We start from the raw sequence: 17,378 nt of genomic DNA on the forward strand, positions 1-17,378 counted from the left end.
GGCTCCGCCGCGCCCCTGAAGTGCAACTACTTGCTGGTGCAACTCGGCAGCGCCGAGACGTCCCCGGAGCGGATGTCCGCGAGCGCGGCGAGCGCGCCGTTGAGGTTCGTCTCCTTGACGAGCGTCAGGCCCGACGGTGTCGCCGACGCCGCCTCCGCGCAGTTGTCCGCCGGAGTCATGAAGTACTGCGCACCGGCGTTGCGCGCAGCGATCATCTTCATGCTGATGCCGCCGATCGGCCCGACATTGCCCTGGTCGTCGATCGTCCCGGTCCCGGCGACGAACTTCCCGCCGGTGAGGTTGGTCGGCTGGAGCTTGTCGATGATGCCCAGGGCGAACATGAGCCCGGCGCTCGGGCCGCCGACGTCGCCCAGGTTGATCTGCACGTCGAACGGGAAGGTGTGCTCGACGTCCGGCTGGATGCCGACCATGGCCTTCTTCGTGCTCGTGTTCTCCACCGTGGTGACGGTGACCTTCTGCTCCGCCGCCGCACGCTGCGCCGCCGTCAGGGTGACGTCCGAGCTCTTCTGCGCCGGGATCACCGTGAAGACCACGTTCTGCCCGGGCTGGTGCTTGGTGACCAGCGCGCCGACCTGGTTCGGGTCGGTGACCGGTGTGCCGTCCACCGCGACGATCACGTCACCCGCGTGCAGCTTGCCGACGGAGGGGCTGCCCTCGACCACGGCCGCGACCACGACCTCCGCCTCGACCTTGTAGCCGAGCTGGGTCAGCGCAGCGGTCCGCGCGCTGTCCTGCGAGGAGGAGAACTCCTCGGCGTTCTGCTGCTGGGCCTGCTGCTCGGTCTGGCCCTGGGGGTAGAGGGTGTCGTGCGGGACTATCGCCATGCTGCTGTCGAACCAGCCGGCCAGCGCCGAGATCAGGTTCGGCTGGTAGTCCGCGCTGCTGACCTCGACCGTGGTCATGTTGAGGTTGCCCGTCGTCGGATAGGTCTTCTGACCGTTGATCACGATGACCGCCTTGCCGTTCTGGTCGCCGAGCGTGTTGTACGTCGGCCCAGGACTCATCTCCGCGTACGGCGCGGGAACCAGCAGGGCGACGCAGAACAGCGCTATCAGCAGCAGCGTGGAGGCGAGCATCGTCGCGGAACGGCGTGGCATGGCACGACAGTACGGGAAGCGATCGTCGTCGCGCCCGCCGGACTACGCTTCCGGCCCGTCCGCCTTGCGTTCCATCGCCTCGCGGAAGCGCTCGTAGCCTTGCAGCGAGTCGTAGTCGCCCGTGGTGCGGGTCCGGGACGACCAGGTCACCCAGAGCGCGGCCAGGACCCCGCCCACCAACGGAATGATCCACCAGGCGAGCACACTCATGTCGTTCTCCCAGCTCATCGTGGTATCAGCAGACTAGCCGTTGATACGCACAACGATCGGCGAACCGCCCCGGTCACGCACGACGACTTCGTCCGACCCGGCACGTTCGCGTCGCGTTCTCACCCGGCTCGGCCCACATGATCGCGCCTGCGGGCACCGCCCCGCGAATCAGCAGGCCGCGACCCACTCGTCGGTGCCGTCCGCGAAGCGCTGGTGCTTCCAGATCGGCACCTCGTGCTTGAGGGTGTCGATCAGCTTGCGGCAGGCCTCGAAGGCCTCACCCCGATGGGCGCAGGAGACGGCGACGATCACGGCGACGTCGTTGATCTCCAGCAGTCCGACCCGGTGCACGGCGGCGAGCGCGAGCACGTCGTGGTCGGCGCAGATCTTCTCGGCGATCCGGCGCAGCTCGTCCGCCGCGGTGGGGTGAGCGCTGTACTCCAGGGCGGTGACGCCCTTGCCCCCGTCGTGGTCGCGCACGGTGCCGACGAAGATGTCGGTGCCACCCGCCGCGTCGTGCTCGACCGCCGCGTAGACCTCGTCGAGCGAGAGCGGGGTGTCGCGCAGCGCGAGCAGACGGATCGGGTCGTCGTGGGTGCTCATGTCGTCCATGATGGCGGATCGGCTGTCGGGTTCAACCCTTGATTCCGCATCGTGACACTGGGCTTCCGAAACTGGTCAGAGGCCGCGGCTGGGGACACGGTCAGCCGCGCCGCCGCTTCCGGGCCCGACGGACCAGCGCCGCCGTGCCGACCAGCGCCACCGTCGCGCCCGCCGCGCCCAGGCTGGTCGCCGCGTCCTTGCCACTGAGCCGGCGCCCGGCCACCGCATGGTTGCCGGAGACCTGGGTGAGCAGCTCGGCCAGCACCTGGTCGTTGCCGTAGCGCGGACGCCAGCCCGCCTCGTGCAGCCGACTGCCGGAGACCACCCACGGGTACATCGTGTAGGCCAGGTCCCCGGCGGGGGCCGGAGTCAGACCGAGGCGGTGCAGCCGGGCGGCCGTGCCGAGGGCGAGAGTGGCGGGCAGCTCCATCCGTCGGATGCCGGTGATCTGCTCCACCTCCTCCTGCTCCAGCCAGCCGTCGCAGCCGACCGTGACCTCGCCCTCCACCAGGCCGAGCACCGCGTACTCCAGCGCCGCGGTGAGGTCGTCGACATGGCAGAACTGCCAGCACGGCCGCGATCCCGCCACCACCAGCAGCCGAGGCGCCTCGAAGTGCCGGGTCAGCACGGTGTCCACGCCGGGACCGACCACCACGGCCGGACGCAGCACGGTGACCGAGAGGCCGGGGTGGACGTGGGGTGCGCGGGCGGCCAGTCGCTCGATCTCCAGCAGATCCCCGACCAGCGTGGCCTCCTCGGTGGCGCGCAACGGCGCGTCCTCCGCGAGCGGGACCTCGTTGTCGGCGAGCGCGCCGTAGACCATCGCCGAGGTGCAGAGCACCACCCGGTGCACGCCCGCCGCAGCGGCGGCGGTGATCACCGTCTGGGTGCCGCGCACGTTGTAGGCCGACCGGGCCTTAGGGTCCGACTCCATGCCGAGATCCAGGGCAAGGTGGACCACCACGTCGACGCCCGCCAGCCGCTCGGCCACGGCCGGGTCGCGCACGTCGAGCACCCGCCACTGGACGCCCTTGGTCTCACCGCGGCGCTCGTCGATCGCCAGCACCCGACGGACACCCTGTGACTCGGCCAGGCGACGGACCAGGCGCTCGCCCATGCCCGAGGCCGCGCCGGTCACGGCGACGACCAAGGGGGGACCGTCGTAGGCAGGGCTCTCGATCTCCGGCTCGGGACGCGGGGCCACCACGACGGCCGACGCGCCCGCGAGCGGGGCGGAGACAGCGTCCTCGGCACCCTCCTGCTCGGCGTCCCCCGCGTCCTGCGGAGGGTCCTCCACCATGTCCGGGCCGCCCCGGTCGCCGGTCAGCCCAGAGCGAAAGTGCGAAGCTGGGGAACTCACCGGCTATCCTCCACGGTTAGTTTTGATGCGTACGTAAGTGTCACGTACCGGTCCATCCTGCCCGAGCCCAGGGCATGGCGGTGCACCAGGCACCCGCTGTGTTTCCGGCGCGGCCTATCAGATCGAGGCGACTCGTGAGCGACATCCCCTTCGGCTTCGGCCTTCCCCCCGAGGAGCCCGAGGAGGGCAAGGAGGGGAAGCAGGGCGGCTCCGGCGGCTCTGGCGACACTGGTGGCTCCCAGGAGTCCGGCAAGGGCGACAAGCCCGGCGACGACACCCCCGGCGGCAACGGTCCCGGCGGTGACAACCCGTTCGGCTTCGGCTTTCCCGGGTTCCCGGGCATGCCCGGCCTGCCCGGTGGTCCCGGCGGCGCGGGCGGATCCGGCGACAATCCCTTCGCGGCGCTGTTCGGTGGCATGAACCCCGGCGACATCGGCGCTGCCTTCCAGCAGCTCGGCCAGATGCTCTCCTTCGACGGCGGCCCCGTCAACTGGGAGCTGGCCAAGAACATCGCCCGCCAGGCGGTCGTCCAGGGCACCGGCGAGGAGGGGTCCAAGGACCGCTCCGTCTCGCAGTCCGAGCAGACCGCCGTCGCCGAGGCGATGCGTCTCGCCGAGCTGTGGCTCGACTCCGCCACGGCGTTCCCGACCGGCGCCACCTCTGCCGCGGCCTGGAGCCGCGCCGAGTGGATCGAGGCCACCCAGCCCGTCTGGCAGGAGCTGGTCGACCCCGTCGCCGAGCGCGTCGGCGCGGCCATGGGCGGCGTCGTGCCCGAGGAGATGCAGGCCATGGCCGGCCCGCTGCTCGGCGTGATGCGTTCCATGGGCGGCGCCATGTTCGGCACCCAGATCGGCCAGGCGCTCGGTGCGCTCGCCGCCGAGGTGCTGAGCTCCACCGACATCGGCCTGCCGCTGGCCCCGGTCGGCAAGGCGGCGCTGCTGCCGCAGAACATCGAGACCTTCGGCGACGGCCTCTCCGTCCCGGCCGACGAGGTGCGGCTGTACCTGGCCCTGCGCGAGGCCGCGCACCAGCGCCTCTTCACGCACGTGCCGTGGCTGCGCCAGCACCTGTTCGGCGCGGTCGAGGCGTACGCGCGCGGCATCAAGGTCGACACCTCCCGCCTTGAGGACCTGGTCGGCCAGATCGACCCGACGAACCCCGAGGCACTGCAGGAGGCCATGAGCGGCGGCCTCTTCCAGCCCGAGGACACCCCCGAGCAGAAGGCCGCGCTGGCCCGCCTGGAGACGGCGCTGGCGCTGGTCGAGGGCTGGGTCGACGCGGTCGTCCACGCCGCCGCCTCGCCGCACCTGCCGCACGCCGCCGCGCTGCGCGAGACGCTGCGCCGTCGTCGCGCCACCGGTGGCCCGGCGGAGCAGACCTTCGCCACACTGGTCGGCCTGGAGCTGCGTCCGCGCCGGCTCCGCGACGCCTCCCGCCTCTGGGCCTCGCTGGCCGACGCCCGCGGTACGGACGGTCGCGACGGTCTCTGGGAGCACCCGGACATGCTGCCGACCGCTGCCGACCTGGACGACCCGGACGGCTTCGTGCACAGCGGCGACGCCCCGGAGCTGACCGAGGGCGGCATCGACTTCACCAAGCTGGACGAGCTGCTGAACGAGGCCGCGGGCGGCCGTCCGAAGCAGCAGCCGGAGGACGCCGGCGACGGCGAAGCCGGCAAGGACAGCAAGACGGACGACGTGGACGGCGACGACGACAAGAAGTCGGACGGGGACAAGTGAGTTCCTCCCTTCACGTGGCGCTCGGCGACTCGACTCTTCACACGGACGCGGTGCGCGTCCTGACCGAATGGGACGCGCCCGACGCGGAGCAGGACCTGCTCCGCCACGACTACCTGGACCACCTGGCCGCCCGGGCGGACGGCGTCTGGCGCAGCTGCCGACCGGCTCACATCACGGCCAGCGCGCTGGTCGTCGACGCCGACCGCGGCCGGGCCCTGCTCACCCTGCACCCCAAGGTCGGCCGCTGGCTCCAACTCGGGGGCCACTGCGAGCCGGAGGACGACACCCTCGCGGAGGCGGCGCTCCGCGAGGCCCGCGAGGAGTCGGGCATCGACACCGGCCTGACCCTCCTCGGCGACGGTCCGGTCAAGCTCGACCGGCACGCGGTGCGGTGTGCGGGCAAGGACGCCCCGGAGAACACCCACCTCGACGTCCAGTACCTGGTCCTGGCCCCGGCGGGAGCCGTCGCCGAGATCAGCGACGAATCCCTGGACCTGCGCTGGTTCGACCTCTCCGCGCTCCCGGACCCGACGGACGACTCGGTACGCGAGCTCGCCCGCAGGGCCCAGCTGGCCCTGGCCTGAACCCACCCAGGGGCTTAGTGGTCGCAGCCTTCCCGCGGAGCGGGGAGGCGGGCGGCGACGACACCCTCGAGGTACCCGCGGGCCCGTTCGGTCCGCGGGTAGGCGTCCAGCAGGGCCCAGAAGCGGCGCCCGTGGTCGGGCACCAGCAGGTGGGCCAGCTCGTGCAGCAGCACGTAGTCGACGACGTACTCCGGCATCCCCTGCAGGCGGTGCGAGAGTCGTATCGTGCCGTCGGAGGGGGTGCAGGAACCCCAGCGCGTGTTCTGGTTCGTCACCCAGCGGACGCTGCGCGGTCTGGCGCGGCCACCGAGGTACTTCTGGGACAGCTCACCGGCGCGCTCGGCCAGCTCGTCGTCACCGCGCAGCTGCTGCTTGCTCTCTCTGGCGTCCAGGCGGTCCAGCATCTGGGCCACCCAACGCTTCTCCTCCGCCTCCGACATCCGTGCCGGGATGAGGATGACGGTGCGTCCGTCCTCGCGGTAGGCGGACACCGTACGGCTTCGTCGGGTGCTCCTGCGCACCTCGACGGCCTGCGCCGCGGACCGGCTCTTGGCTGCTGCCAGAACAGACCTGCGCGGCACAGCAGGACGTTCTTCCGAACCCGCAGCCACGTCGGAGACGCTACCTGCCGACGCTGACAAATGTCCCGACCTGCTGGCCGAAAATCTCCTATCGGGTGGTCATCACCACATCGGGAATATGCCCAACTCCGAGCAAAACCGGACCAAGTGGCGCGGTGCAACGCCCCATGATCGTCGATCATCGGACAATACCCACAGCCCTGTGGATAACTTTTCGCGCTTGTCCTGGCCCCGCGCGACGATGCTGCTCCCACCTCCCGGCGGCCCTGCGCCGGAGACCTCACGCGAGGGAACGGAGCCGACGATGCGCCCCTGCCTCAAGCCCGCCCTGCGCCGAGCCTGGCGCGACCGCGAGACGCTTCAGTTCGGCGTCGGCCCGGGGCACGGCGGCGTGCTCGCCGCCTGTCCCGAGGAGGCCGAGTTCCTCGACCTCCTCGACGGCACCCGCGAGTTCCCCGCGCTCGCGGCCGAGGCGGCGCGGATCGGGATCAGCCCGGAGCGGGTGGACGAACTGCTGACCGGGCTTCGCGCGTGCGACGCCCTGGACGACAGCACGGCGCACCGACCACTGCTCGCGCTGCCGCCCGGCGAGCGGGCCAGGCTCGCACCGGATCTGGCCGCCCTGTCGCTCGCCAGACCGGGCCCCGGCGCGGCCCCTGCGGCGCTGCTGGCGCGACGACGGGCGCGGGTCGAGGTCCGCGGTGCCGGCCGCGTCGGAGCGGCCGTGGCCTCGCTGCTCGCGGCGGCCGGGGTGGGCCGGGTCCGGGTCAGGGACAGCGGCCGGGCGCTGCCGGAGGACGCCTCCCCCGCCGGGCTGCGTCCCGACGACGCCGGGCGGCTCCGCATCGACGCGGCCCGGGCCGCCGTGCGCCGGGCCGCGCCCGGCCAGCCCGACGAGACGGCCGGAGCCCAGCGCGCGCCGGACCTGGTCGTGGTCGCGCCCCGGGGCCTGCCCGATCCCGAGCTCGGCCAGGCCCTGCAGCAGGCTGCGCTGCCGCACCTCTACGCCGGTGTGGTGGAGACGGTCGGTTCGGTGGGCCCGCTGGTGCTCCCCGGGGTGACGCCCTGCGGGCGGTGCCGGTCCTGCCACCGCTCGGACGCCGATCCGAGCTGGCCGCTGCTGCTGGCCCAGCACTGCAGCAGTCGCAACGGGCTGGGCAGCAGTCCGGGTGCCGCCTGCGACGCCACCCTGGCCGCCACGGTCGCGGCCACCGCCGCCCTGCACGCGCTGATCTTCCTGGACGGTGGCACACCGCCTAGCCTTGGCGGGTGGGTCGACATCTCGATGGTCGACGGATCAATGCGCCGTCGCCCGCTCGACCCCCACCCCGATTGCGGCTGTTGTTGGCAGGCGGGGGCAGAATGACGAGGACCAGGCGTGGCGCCCGCAGGGCGTCGGCAACCGCCCTTGAGGCTGGGAGGCATCCGTGAGCGATCTTCCGCGGAAGGCAGTGACCCGCACGGCCAAGCTCGCTGCCCTGCCGCTGGGGATAGCCGGACGCGCAACGCTCGGGCTCGGCAAGCGGATCGGCGGGCGTCCCGCCGACGTCGTCGCCGCCGAGCTCCAACAGCGCACCGCCGACCAGCTGTTCAAGGTCCTGGGCGAGCTGAAGGGCGGGGCCATGAAGTTCGGTCAGGCCCTGTCCGTCTTCGAGGCCGCCCTCCCGGAGGAGGTCGCCAGCCCCTACCGGGCCGCCCTGACGAAGCTTCAGGAGGCCGCTCCACCGATGCCCGCTGCCTCCGTGCACGCCGCCCTGGCCGAGCGGATAGGGCCCGACTGGCGGGAGTTGTTCTCCTCGTTCGAGGACAAGCCCGCCGCCGCGGCTTCCATCGGCCAGGTGCACCGGGCCGTCTGGCACGACGGCCGCGAGGTCGCGGTCAAGGTGCAGTACCCGGGCGCGGGCGAGGCGCTCCTCTCCGACCTGACCCAACTCGGCCGGGTCGCGCGGCTGATCGGTCCGCTGATCCCCGGTCTGGACGTCAAGCCGCTGATCGCCGAGCTGCGCAACCGGATCACCGAGGAGCTGGACTACGCCCTGGAGGCCGAGTCCCAGCAGGTCCACGCCGAGGAGTTCGCCGACGACCCTGAGATCCGGGTCCCGGCGGTGGTCCACCATGCCGACCAGGTGCTCGTCACCGAGTGGCTCGAAGGCATCCCGCTGTCGGAGATCATCGCCTCCGGCACCCAGGAGCAGCGCGACCGCGCGGGCCAGCTGCTGGCCCGGTTCCTCTTCGCCGGTCCGGCGCGCACCGGACTGCTGCACGCCGACCCGCACCCGGGGAACTTCCGGTTGGTCGTCGACGACGGCCCGGCCGAGGGCTGGCAGCTCGGCGTCCTCGACTTCGGCACGGTCGACCGGCTGCCGGAGGGCCTGCCGGTGCCGATAGGGACCGCGTTGCGGCTGGCGCTGGCCGGCGACGCCGCCGGCGTCCTGGAGATGCTCCGCCAGGAGGGCTTCGTCAAGCCCACCATCGACCTGGACCCGGACGCCGTGCTCGACTACGTACTGCCGATCATCGAGCCGGCCGCGGTGCCGGAGTTCCGCTTCACCCGAAGCTGGATGCGCGCCCAAGCCGCCCGGGTCGGCGATCCGCGCTCGCCTGCCTACGCGCTGGGTCGGCAGCTCAACCTGCCGCCGTCCTACCTGCTCATCCACCGGGTCACCCTCAGCACCATCGGCGTGCTGTGCCAGCTGGACGCGACGGCGCCGTTCCGCGACGAGCTCCTCGACTGGCTGCCCGGCTTCGCCGGTGATCCGGACATCGACTGAGACCGGCTCTGGCTCTGGGAAGCCCTCGGGCCCGCCCCCCGTGAGGAGGAGCGGGCCCGATCAGTGTCTTCGGTTGTCTTCAGTCGTCTTGTGTTGCGTTACTGAGCCTGGGCTCAGAGAAGTGCGCCGGCCAGAGCGCGCCGCGCACGGAGCGTGGCGCGCTCGGCCCTTCGCTTGAGTCGGAGCGCGCGGACCATTCGTTCCCGGTCCGCGACCTCCAGGCGTTCTTGGTGTTGGACTCGCGCCAGGGCTTCGGGCATGAGTTGCATTGCGAGGGTCCTGTTCTGGGTGTTCTGGGCGTGGCTGGTGCGGCGGGGGCGCTGATCGGCGGGACGGTTCATCGGAGGGACCTGCTTGTCGATGGTCGGGACGGGGTGGTTGCGAAGATCTCCGGACGGATCGGCGATCTCGCGGATGGAGTCGCGCAGCGCGCTTGCCGCGGTCACACCAGGGCCTCGTTCTTGCGCGGACGGCCACGCGGCCGCTTCCGGGCCACCACCACACCCTGGACGAAGAGCTCCCCGCCCCAGACGCCCCACGGCTCACGCCGCTCGAGGGCACCGGCGAGGCACGCAGCCTTCACCGGGCAGGCGCCGCAGAGGGTCTTGGCGTACTCGACGTCGGCCGGGGTCTCGGCGAAGAAGACCTCGGGGTCGAGGGTCCGGCAGGGGATCGGAACGCCGAGGGTCTCGGCCTCCTCGAAAGCGGTGAGCTGCATCAGGGATACCTCCGGGGGGTGGGAGTCGTCGAAGTGGTCGGCAGGAGCTGCGGACGGGGCGTGTGGGCTGGTCACCGTTGACACGTTCGCGTCGTCTTCCTCGTGTGAGTCGTTGTGCTCTGACTGGCTGTTGCGTTCGGACTGGTCTGCCCGGAGCAAACAGAAGGGCCGCGGATCCCGATTCGGGATTCCGCGGCCCTGGAAGTGCCGACCTGATGCAGGTTCAGGTTCGCTCTATCCAGGGACGTGGGCCGCGGAAGGCCCGCATCGTGATCGCCTGTGCGGCGATCTGCTGCTGCAGGTGCTGCGTGTGCTTCTGGCTGGCAAAGGAGTGCTGGTGCTTGATCGAGCCGGCTCCGGCACCCGCGACGTCGCCATAACCGCCGGGGAAGGCGGTCAGGAGTGCTACGGGTGCCTCGGTCGGTCGCTCGTCACGGCGCGCATTCCAGGCTCCGGAGCCATTGCCGACAAGGGCGGCAGCGGCCAGGCGCACACGGGTGGCGTCGACACCGGCACCGACGGAGGACAGACCCAGGCCCGCAAGGCCGAGGGCCTTGGAACCACGAGCATCGACAGCGGTGGCGTCGAAGCAGGGCATGCCGAGGGCTTCGGCGGCCAAGGTCCGTCCAGTCAGTTTGGTGATCATGGTCTTCACAATGTCCGCCTCCCTTCGGCGTGCTCGGGGTCTGCTGGCGTCGCAGACCCGCTGGTGGTCAACTTCCTTCGTCCTGCTGTGCGCAGTCAGTCGTGCTGCCACGACTGCTGGTGCAGCAGAGATGCCCGCTACAGGTGGGACCTGAGTGGGCCAGGTCTCGTTTCCTCGACCTTGCTGGCACGCTAGTAGCCTCCGCACTGCGCGCGCAAACTATTTTTCGGGCGAGTCTTCAGGTGATCCCTCAGAGGCGCCGTTCTCGTCCCACAGGTCCGAGATGTCCCCCTGTTCGGGCCGCTCGGACGGTGTGGCCGTCGGGCCGACTCCCCCGCACAACGACAGCACGGCGTCGCCGTACTTGTCCAGCTTCGCGCGACCGACTCCGGAGATCTGACCGAGCTCCGCGGCCGAGCCGGGCGGCTGCTCGGCGATCGCGATCAGCGTGGCGTCGGTGAAGACGCAGTACGCGGGCAGGCCCTGATCGCGCGCCTCGCGGCTGCGCCAGTCGCGCAAGCGCTCGTAGAGGCCCTCGTCCAGGCTCGACGGGCATTCCTCACAGCGCCTCAGCTTTCGCTCGACCGCCTCGGTCAGCACCCGTCCGCAGACCCGGCACTTGATCGGCGACCTGGACCGGGACGCACGCCCCTCGCGTCCGGCCCCCGCGGCGCCTGCCGCACCCGCACGGCCCGCGCCCCGAGCGCCGCCGCGCGCGGCCGAGCCCGGACGCAGGCCGTCCAGGAACCGGGACGGATTGCGCGAGGCGCGCCCGCCGGGTGAACGGGCCAGTGCCCAGGAGAGCCCGAGGTGCTCCCGGGCCCGGGTGACGCCGACGTAGAGGAGCCGACGCTCCTCCTCGACCTGCTCGTCGGTCTTGGCGTAGGTGATGGGCATCATGCCCTCGGTCAGACCGACCAGGAAGACCGCGTCCCACTCCAGGCCCTTGGCCGAGTGCAGCGAGGCGAGGGTGACGCCCTCCACCGCCGGGGCGTGCTGGGCCGCCGCACGGGCGTCCAGCTCGGCGACGTACTCGGCGAGGTTGGCCGGCTGCTCCGCCGCGTGGCGGGCGGTCTCGAAGTCCTCGGCCAGCCGGACCAGTGCGGCAAGCGACTCCCAGCGCTCGCGCACCGCACCCGACCCCGACGGCGGCTGCGGGCTGAAGCCGCGGGTGGAGAGCACGGCGCGCACCTGGTCGGCCAGCCGCTCCGGCGCCTCGTCCAGCAGCGGGTCGACCGCTCCGCCCCCGGCCCGGGCCGCGCCGCGCAGCAGCATGCCCGCCTCGCGCACCTCGGGCCGTTCGAAGAACCGCTCGGCGCCGCGCAGTTGGTAGGCGATGCCCTGGTCGGCCAGCGCCTGCTCGTAGACCTCGGACTGGGCGTTGACCCGGAACAGCACCGCGACCTCGCTCGCCCGCACGCCCGAATCCAACAGGGCGCGGATGCGCTTGGCCGTGCCCTCGGCCTCGGCGGGCTCGTCCGGGTACTCGACGTAGGCCGGCTCGGGCCCGGGGTCGCGCTGGGAGACCAGCTCCAGCCGGTGCTGGGCGGCCTGGCCGCGCGCCTGGGAGAGCAGCCCGTTGGCGAGATTCACCACCTGGGGGCTGGACCGGTAGTCACGGACCAGCTTGATGACCTCGGCGTCGGGATGCCGGGACCGGAAGCCCAGCAGGTAGTCCGGGGTGGCGCCGGTGAAGGAGTAGATCGTCTGGCTGGCGTCGCCGACGACGCACACGCTGGAGCGCGAACCGAGCCAGAGGTCGAGCAGCCGCTGCTGGAGCGGCGAGACGTCCTGGTACTCGTCCACGACGAAGTGCTGGTACTGCGACCGGACCTGCTCGGCGACCTCCGGCCGCTCGTCCAGCACGCCCACCGCGAGCAGCAGCACGTCCTCGAAGTCGATCACCCCGCGGTCGCGCTTGAGCTCCTCGTAGACCTTGTAGACCTGCCGGATCTCGGCCGGGTCGCGCGGGGTCTCCCGACCGGCCTTCACCGCGGCGGCCGGGTAGTCCTCCGGAACCGTCTGGGTGACCTTGGCCCACTCGATCTCGCCGGTGAGGTCGCGCAGCTCGGTGCGCTCCAGCCGGAGCCGGCAGCGCCCGGCGGCCTCGGCGACCAACTGGACCTTGCGTTCGATCAGCCGGGGCACGTCGCCGCCGATCACGCGGGGCCAGAAGTACTGGAGCTGGCGCAGGGCGGCGGCGTGGAAGGTACGCGCCTGGACGCCCTCGACGCCGAGCTGCCGGAGCCGCCCGCGCATCTCCCCCGCCGCACGGGCGGTGAAGGTGACCGCGAGCACCCGCTGCGGCTGCATCACCCCGCTGCGGACGCCGTAGGCGATCCGGTGGGTGATGGCCCGGGTCTTGCCCGTGCCCGCGCCCGCGAGCACACAGACGGGCCCCTGGAGCGCCGTGGCGACGGCCCGCTGCTCGGGATCGAGGCCGTCGAGGACGGCCTCGGCGTCGCGCGGCGCGGTGGGGAAGGGCGATGCACCCGGGAGCTCTACCTGCATGCCGCCCATCCTCTCAAGCCGCAGCGACAAACCGGGCCACGTTGTCCACAGGCCCGGTGTGCTGATACGACCGGGAATCCGGAGCGGTCGCACGACGTTGGATCCTGCGGCAGCCACAAACCGAAGGAGCGAAAGCGATGTCCGCGACAGTCACCATGTACAGCACCACCTGGTGCGGCTACTGCCAGCGTCTCAAGTCGCAGCTGAACCGCGAGGGCATCACCTTCAACGAGATCAACATCGAGCAGGACCCGGAGTCCGCGGCCTTCGTCGAGAAGGTCAACAACGGCAACCAGACGGTCCCGACCGTGCTGGCGATCTCCTCCACGGGCGAGCAGACGGTGATGACCAACCCGTCCCTCGCGCAGGTCAAGGCCGCCCTGGCCTGAGGCCGTCCCGGCACGCGCAGAGCACTGCCGAAGGGCCCTCGGTCGCGCACACCGCGCGCCCGAGGGCCCTTCAGATTTCCGCGGGCGCGCCCAGGTCCCCGATCTCGCTGAACACTTCCGCCGACCGGACCGAGGGCGCATCCAGGCCGCCGAGCGAGCCGAGCGAATAGATCAGCCGGTTGCGGTCCGCCGAGTAGCGCGTCTCGGTCACCCGGACCGGGCCGGACTCGGTGTAGCCGGTGCGGAGTTGGACCAGCAGCGGCACGCCAGGGCCGGCCTGGAACCACTGCGCCTCCTCCGGATTGGGCATCCGCGCGCACAACTCGTCGACGCAGCCGGTCTCCAGGTACCCCGCGTCCGCGAGCGCCATCTCGTCGCCGCCGACCACCGGGTCGGGTGCCATCAGCGCCGTGCTGGCGGCGAGTCCGACCGGATAGTGACTCTCCTCGACGGACCACGGCTCGCCGTCCATGTAGCGCAGCATCCGACGCAGCACCACGGCCTCGCCCGGTTCGATCCGTAGGCGATCGGTGATGTCAGTGGTAGCACGTACGATCAGCATCTGAAAGTCGGAGGTCAATTTCCGACCGGCTGCGGCGGCTTCTTCGGCATAGGCTGCAAAGGCGGACCGAAGGGAGGTTCCAGGGCTTCCGAGTTCGGGATCGCTCGGTGCACGATAGGCATGATGATCCAGCACAGGGTGGTCCTTGAGATAGGTGCCTTTTCCCTGCACCCGAACCAGCAGGCCCTCATTGACCAGAACATCAACAGCAAGTCGGACAGTATTACGAGCAACCCCGTACTGGTTCTCCAACTCGCTTTCCACCGGGAGCGGCGTGCCGCCCTGCCACTCCCCACCCATGATCCGCCGCCGCAGATCGGCGGCGAGTCGCTGATATTTGGGGGCCTGCCCTGGCCCTCGGGAAATGTTCACCCCGAGAATGTAGCCATTCCCCTTGCGCGGTCTCGGGGAAACGAGCCAACATCGGTCAAGGCTGGCTCGATCCGGATAATCCCAACTACTTGCGCCGCGCCACGATCCTGCCCCGGAGGCACGAACGATGAACGACCGGAGAGCCTGGGCGGCTATCGCCTCCTTCCCACCGCACCCGCGGAACGTGCGGCACGCCCGCCGGATCACCAGAACGGCATTGGCGGCCTGGGGCGCGAGCGAACTGGTCGACAGCGCCGAGATGGTGGTCTCCGAGCTGGTCACCAACGCCCTGCGGTACGGCAGCGGCCCGGTCGATCTGACGCTCGCCCTGACGGAGGCGGGCCTCCGGATCTCCGTCACCGACGAGGGCACGTCGCTTCCCGCGACCCGCGACGCCGATCCGGACGCGCAGGGCGGGCGCGGCCTGCAGATCGTCGAACTGCTGGCGAAGAGCTGGGAGGTGATCGTCCGTCTGACCGGCAAGACGGTCACCTGTGTGCTGGAGCTCGACCAGTGCGACCCGCACCAGCGTGTGGCGCGGGCGGAACCCGTGACGGCTTTCCACCCTTCGAGTGAAGCCAGCGCGTGAAGCGAAGCGGGGGCGCGGGGGCGGAAGTTGCACTGCCCAGGGGCGCGAGGTGCAACTTCCCTTCGTCTTGAGGTGCTCGGCCGATGGCCCTACCAGCTCACGTCCGGGAGCTGGTCGCCGTACCAGAGTTCGACCAGGCGGCGGGCGATGGAGATGCCCGAGGGCGGGAACGTCGTCCCGTTCAGCATGCCGGTGCGGAGCTCCTCGCGGGTGAACCAGCGGGCCTCGTCCAACTCCTCGCCGTCGACGCGGATGTCCGCGCCGCCGTCGCGCATGTCCGCGCGGGCCATGAAGCCGAGCATCAAGCTGGACGGAAAGGGCCAGGGCTGCGAGGCCACGTACTCGACGGAGTCGAGGTCCACGCGGACGCCCGCCTCCTCGGCGACCTCGCGGGCCACCGCCTGCTCCAGGGACTCACCCGGCTCCACGAACCCGGCCAGGGTCGAGTACCGGCCCTCGGGCCAGAGCGCCTGACGTCCCAGCAGCGCGCGGTCCTGGTCGTCGGTGACCAGCATGATCACCGCCGGGTCGGTGCGCGGGTAGTGCTCACGGGCGCAGGACGTGCAGCGGCGCACGTGGCCCGCCGCGGCGACGTCTGTCGCGTGCCCGCACCGCGCGCAGAAGCGGTTGGCCTGGTGCCAGTGCTCCAACGCCACCGCGTGCACCAGCAAGCCGGAGTCGCGGTCGCCGAGCACGCCGCCTACCTCGCGCAGGCCGGCCGGGCGCGCGGGCCCGTCCAGGCGGCCGGGCAACTGAGCGCAGGCGACGGCGAAGTACGCCGCGCCGTCGTCGTCACAGCCCAGGAAGTAGCGGTCGCCCTCGTCCGGTGCGTCGAAGGTCGACAGCAGCACCAGCTCGGTGCCCAGCTCCGTGTCGACGACGAACGCCTTGCCCTCGCTTATCGCCAGCACGCGCGTGCTGGGGTGGCTCCAGGCGGCGGCGAGCCACGGCTCGTCGAGCCGGTGCTCGCCGGCACGGTCCACGCCGGCGTGCGAGAGCGGGAGCGGGCGGTCGAGGTGAGGCTGCTGGTGCGGGTCCTGCTGCGGTGACTTCTCCTGCTGCGACTTCTGCTGCTGAACCGTCACGGTTCGTCCCCCCTGGTCAGTTGGCGGCGTTGCTGGTGTTCCAGTGCGCGGCGAGGTCGGCCCACAGATAGGCGGCGGCCTCCACGCCCTTGTCGAGCAGGGCGAGTTCGACCTTCTCGTTGATGGAGTGCCATCCGTCGGACGGGATGGAGATGCCCAGGAAGAGCACCGGCGCACCGAGCACGTCCTGCAGCTCGGCCGCAGGTCCGGATCCACCCTCACGGGTGAAGCCGATCTTCTGCTCGAATGCGCGACCCATCGAACGGGCCAGCGACTGCAGGGCGGGGTGGTCCAGCGGCGTCAGGCACGGGCGAGTGCTGCCGCGGAACTCGATCTCGTGCCGGATGCCCGGTGTGACCTGCGTGGCGACCCAGTCGGCGACCGCCTGACGGACTTTGTCCGCGTCCTGGCCGGCGACCATCCGGAAGGAGAGCTTGAGGTGGGCCTCGGCGGGGACGATGGTCTTGCCGCCGGGGCCGGTGTAGCCGCCCCAGATGCCGTTGACCTCGGCGGTCGGGCGGGCCCAGATCCGCTCCAGCGTGGAGAAGCCCGCCTCCCCCTGGGTGGCACGGGACTTGGCGACGCCGAGCCAGGTGTCCTCGTCAAAGGGCAGCTCGGCGAAGAGCTCCCGCTCGCGCTCGGTCAGCTCGATCACGCCGTCGTAGAAGCCGGGGATGGCGACCCTGCGGTCCGCGTCGTGCAGCGCGGCCACCAGGCGCGCGGCCTCGTCGGCGGGGTTGGGCACCGCGCCCCCGAAGGAGCCGGAGTGGATGTCGGTGTCCGGGCCGTAGAAGCTGATCTCCGCGTCGGCGAGGCCGCGCATGCCGGTGCAGACGGTCGGGGTGTCGGCGGCCCACATCCCGGTGTCCGAGATCACGACGACGTCCGCTGCCAGGCGGTCCGCGTGACGGCGGATCAGGTCGCTGAAGTTGGGCGAGCCCGACTCCTCCTCGCCCTCGATCAGCAGCTTGAGGTTGACGGCGGGGGCGGTCCGGCCGGTCGCGGCCAGATGGGCCCGGACGCCGAGGGTGTGGAAGAAGACCTGGCCCTTGTCGTCCGCCGCGCCGCGCGCGTACATCCGGCCGTCGACGACGGTCGGCTCGAACGGGTCGGTGTCCCAGCCGTCCTCACGGGCGGCGGGCTGGACGTCGTGGTGGCCGTAGACGAGCACGGTCGGCGCGCCCGCGTCCCCGGACGGCCACTCCGCGAAGACGGCGGGGAGGCCGCCGTCGGCCGTCTCCCACACCTCGGCGACCGGGAAGCCGGTCTCCTTGAGCTTGGCCGTGAGCCAGTCCGCCGAGCGACGCACCTCGCCCTCGCGGTCGGGGTCGGCCGAGACCGAGGGGATGCGCAGCCAGTCCGCGAGATTGTCGAGGAAGGCGGCGCGGTGCTGGGCGATGTACGCGCGGACGACGCTGTCCGGTGTTTCGGTGGTGCTCATGGCCCCCACCCTAGTTCGAAGCCCGCACCCTCCGGGAACCGCCCGAAGGCTGAGACCTGCCCGTCCACCGGTCCGTCCATCGCTCCGCCCGACCGTCCG

The 17,378-nt window shown here is 71.5% G+C and carries 18 protein-coding genes; 6 read left to right on the forward strand and 12 right to left on the reverse strand.

From position 1 onward, the window contains the following. Positions 1-26: 26 nt before the first annotated feature. From I2501_RS06005 to I2501_RS06020, 4 genes are all read right to left on the reverse strand, one after another. Complete coding sequence (locus I2501_RS06005) at positions 27-1,118, reverse strand: YlbL family protein (RefSeq protein ID WP_196192753.1); 1,092 nt, start codon at positions 1,116-1,118, stop codon at positions 27-29. A 42-nt stretch (positions 1,119-1,160) separates the two neighbouring features. Beyond that, on the reverse strand, positions 1,161-1,328 hold the full coding sequence (locus I2501_RS06010) for a hypothetical protein (protein WP_196192754.1): 168 nt from the start codon (positions 1,326-1,328) through the stop codon (positions 1,161-1,163). A 168-nt stretch (positions 1,329-1,496) separates the two neighbouring features. Further along, the gene (locus I2501_RS06015; protein WP_236045886.1) at positions 1,497-1,931 is read right to left on the reverse strand and encodes a molybdenum cofactor biosynthesis protein MoaE; all 435 of its coding nucleotides are present in this window, start codon (positions 1,929-1,931) and stop codon (positions 1,497-1,499) included. Positions 1,932-2,031: 100 nt separating this feature from the next. Beyond that, complete coding sequence (locus I2501_RS06020; protein WP_196192756.1) at positions 2,032-3,231, reverse strand: NAD-dependent epimerase/dehydratase family protein; 1,200 nt, start codon at positions 3,229-3,231, stop codon at positions 2,032-2,034. Between the two features lie 194 nt (positions 3,232-3,425). On the opposite strand from I2501_RS06020, the gene I2501_RS06025 reads away from it, so the two are divergent. Then, positions 3,426-5,030, forward strand: coding sequence for a zinc-dependent metalloprotease (locus I2501_RS06025; protein WP_196192757.1), 1,605 nt, complete (start codon positions 3,426-3,428; stop codon positions 5,028-5,030). After that, positions 5,027-5,614: an NUDIX hydrolase gene (locus I2501_RS06030; protein WP_328806229.1), complete on the forward strand. Its 588-nt coding sequence runs from the start codon at positions 5,027-5,029 to the stop codon at positions 5,612-5,614. The genes I2501_RS06025 and I2501_RS06030 overlap by 4 nt, the downstream gene beginning before the upstream one ends. Before the next feature lie 14 nt (positions 5,615-5,628). Here I2501_RS06030 and I2501_RS06035 read toward each other — a convergent pair whose 3' ends face one another. Next, a complete protein-coding gene (locus I2501_RS06035) occupies positions 5,629-6,195 on the reverse strand; it encodes a M48 metallopeptidase family protein (RefSeq protein WP_328806253.1) in 567 nt (188 codons plus the stop codon). Between the two features lie 220 nt (positions 6,196-6,415). Between I2501_RS06035 and I2501_RS06040 the strand changes: the two genes are divergently transcribed. Together I2501_RS06040 and I2501_RS06045 are read left to right on the forward strand one after the other, a co-directional pair. Further along, positions 6,416-7,561 carry a ThiF family adenylyltransferase gene (locus I2501_RS06040; RefSeq protein ID WP_236045887.1) on the forward strand — a complete coding sequence of 382 codons (1,146 nt, stop codon included), beginning with the start codon at positions 6,416-6,418 and terminating at the stop codon, positions 7,559-7,561. A 61-nt stretch (positions 7,562-7,622) separates the two neighbouring features. After that, a complete protein-coding gene (locus I2501_RS06045; protein ID WP_196192759.1) occupies positions 7,623-8,966 on the forward strand; it encodes an ABC1 kinase family protein in 1,344 nt (447 codons plus the stop codon). A gap of 113 nt (positions 8,967-9,079) precedes the next feature. On the opposite strand, the gene I2501_RS06050 is transcribed toward I2501_RS06045, so the two are convergent. From I2501_RS06050 to I2501_RS06065, 4 genes are all read right to left on the reverse strand, one after another. After that, the gene (locus I2501_RS06050; RefSeq protein WP_328806230.1) at positions 9,080-9,412 is read right to left on the reverse strand and encodes a hypothetical protein; all 333 of its coding nucleotides are present in this window, start codon (positions 9,410-9,412) and stop codon (positions 9,080-9,082) included. After that, positions 9,409-9,759 (reverse strand): WhiB family transcriptional regulator, encoded by a 351-nt coding sequence (locus tag I2501_RS06055; protein ID WP_370061066.1) that lies wholly within the window; start codon positions 9,757-9,759, stop codon positions 9,409-9,411. Before I2501_RS06055 ends, I2501_RS06050 begins: the two co-directional genes overlap by 4 nt. A gap of 148 nt (positions 9,760-9,907) precedes the next feature. Beyond that, positions 9,908-10,339 carry a hypothetical protein gene (locus I2501_RS06060; protein ID WP_196192761.1) on the reverse strand — a complete coding sequence of 144 codons (432 nt, stop codon included), beginning with the start codon at positions 10,337-10,339 and terminating at the stop codon, positions 9,908-9,910. 210 nt (positions 10,340-10,549) lie between these two features. After that, a complete protein-coding gene (locus I2501_RS06065; RefSeq protein WP_196192762.1) occupies positions 10,550-12,841 on the reverse strand; it encodes an ATP-dependent DNA helicase UvrD2 in 2,292 nt (763 codons plus the stop codon). 137 nt (positions 12,842-12,978) lie between these two features. On the opposite strand from I2501_RS06065, the gene I2501_RS06070 reads away from it, so the two are divergent. Further along, positions 12,979-13,230, forward strand: a complete 252-nt coding sequence (locus tag I2501_RS06070) for a mycoredoxin (protein WP_196192763.1) — start codon at positions 12,979-12,981, stop codon at positions 13,228-13,230. A 70-nt stretch (positions 13,231-13,300) separates the two neighbouring features. Here the strand turns inward: I2501_RS06070 and I2501_RS06075 are convergent, their stop codons facing one another. Continuing rightward, positions 13,301-14,164, reverse strand: coding sequence for a GntR family transcriptional regulator (locus tag I2501_RS06075; RefSeq protein ID WP_196192764.1), 864 nt, complete (start codon positions 14,162-14,164; stop codon positions 13,301-13,303). Between the two features lie 127 nt (positions 14,165-14,291). Between I2501_RS06075 and I2501_RS06080 the strand changes: the two genes are divergently transcribed. Then, positions 14,292-14,753, forward strand: coding sequence for an ATP-binding protein (locus tag I2501_RS06080; RefSeq protein ID WP_196192765.1), 462 nt, complete (start codon positions 14,292-14,294; stop codon positions 14,751-14,753). Between the two features lie 89 nt (positions 14,754-14,842). On the opposite strand, the gene nudC is transcribed toward I2501_RS06080, so the two are convergent. Further along, positions 14,843-15,838 (reverse strand): NAD(+) diphosphatase, encoded by a 996-nt coding sequence (nudC, locus tag I2501_RS06085; protein ID WP_196192766.1) that lies wholly within the window; start codon positions 15,836-15,838, stop codon positions 14,843-14,845. A gap of 16 nt (positions 15,839-15,854) precedes the next feature. Beyond that, complete coding sequence (locus I2501_RS06090) at positions 15,855-17,279, reverse strand: dipeptidase (protein ID WP_196192767.1); 1,425 nt, start codon at positions 17,277-17,279, stop codon at positions 15,855-15,857. Positions 17,280-17,378 lie beyond the last annotated feature (99 nt).

Source organism: Streptacidiphilus fuscans, assembly GCF_015690355.1.
Classification (GTDB): Bacteria; Actinomycetota; Actinomycetes; order Streptomycetales; family Streptomycetaceae; genus Streptacidiphilus; species Streptacidiphilus fuscans.

Excerpts from the sequence above, each read along its gene's own strand:
- I2501_RS06005 (WP_196192753.1), bottom strand. The coding sequence starts at position 1,118 with ATGCCACGCCGTTCCGCGACGATGCTCGCCTCCACGCTGCTGCTGATA.
- I2501_RS06070 (WP_196192763.1), top strand. The coding sequence starts at position 12,979 with ATGTCCGCGACAGTCACCATGTACAGCACCACCTGGTGCGGCTACTGC.
- I2501_RS06020 (WP_196192756.1), bottom strand. The coding sequence starts at position 3,231 with ATGGTGGAGGACCCTCCGCAGGACGCGGGGGACGCCGAGCAGGAGGGT.
- I2501_RS06090 (WP_196192767.1), bottom strand. The coding sequence starts at position 17,279 with ATGAGCACCACCGAAACACCGGACAGCGTCGTCCGCGCGTACATCGCC.
- I2501_RS06015 (WP_236045886.1), bottom strand. The coding sequence starts at position 1,931 with ATGAGCACCCACGACGACCCGATCCGTCTGCTCGCGCTGCGCGACACC.
- I2501_RS06065 (WP_196192762.1), bottom strand. The coding sequence starts at position 12,841 with ATGCAGGTAGAGCTCCCGGGTGCATCGCCCTTCCCCACCGCGCCGCGC.
- I2501_RS06010 (WP_196192754.1), bottom strand. The coding sequence starts at position 1,328 with ATGAGTGTGCTCGCCTGGTGGATCATTCCGTTGGTGGGCGGGGTCCTG.
- I2501_RS06080 (WP_196192765.1), top strand. The coding sequence starts at position 14,292 with ATGAACGACCGGAGAGCCTGGGCGGCTATCGCCTCCTTCCCACCGCAC.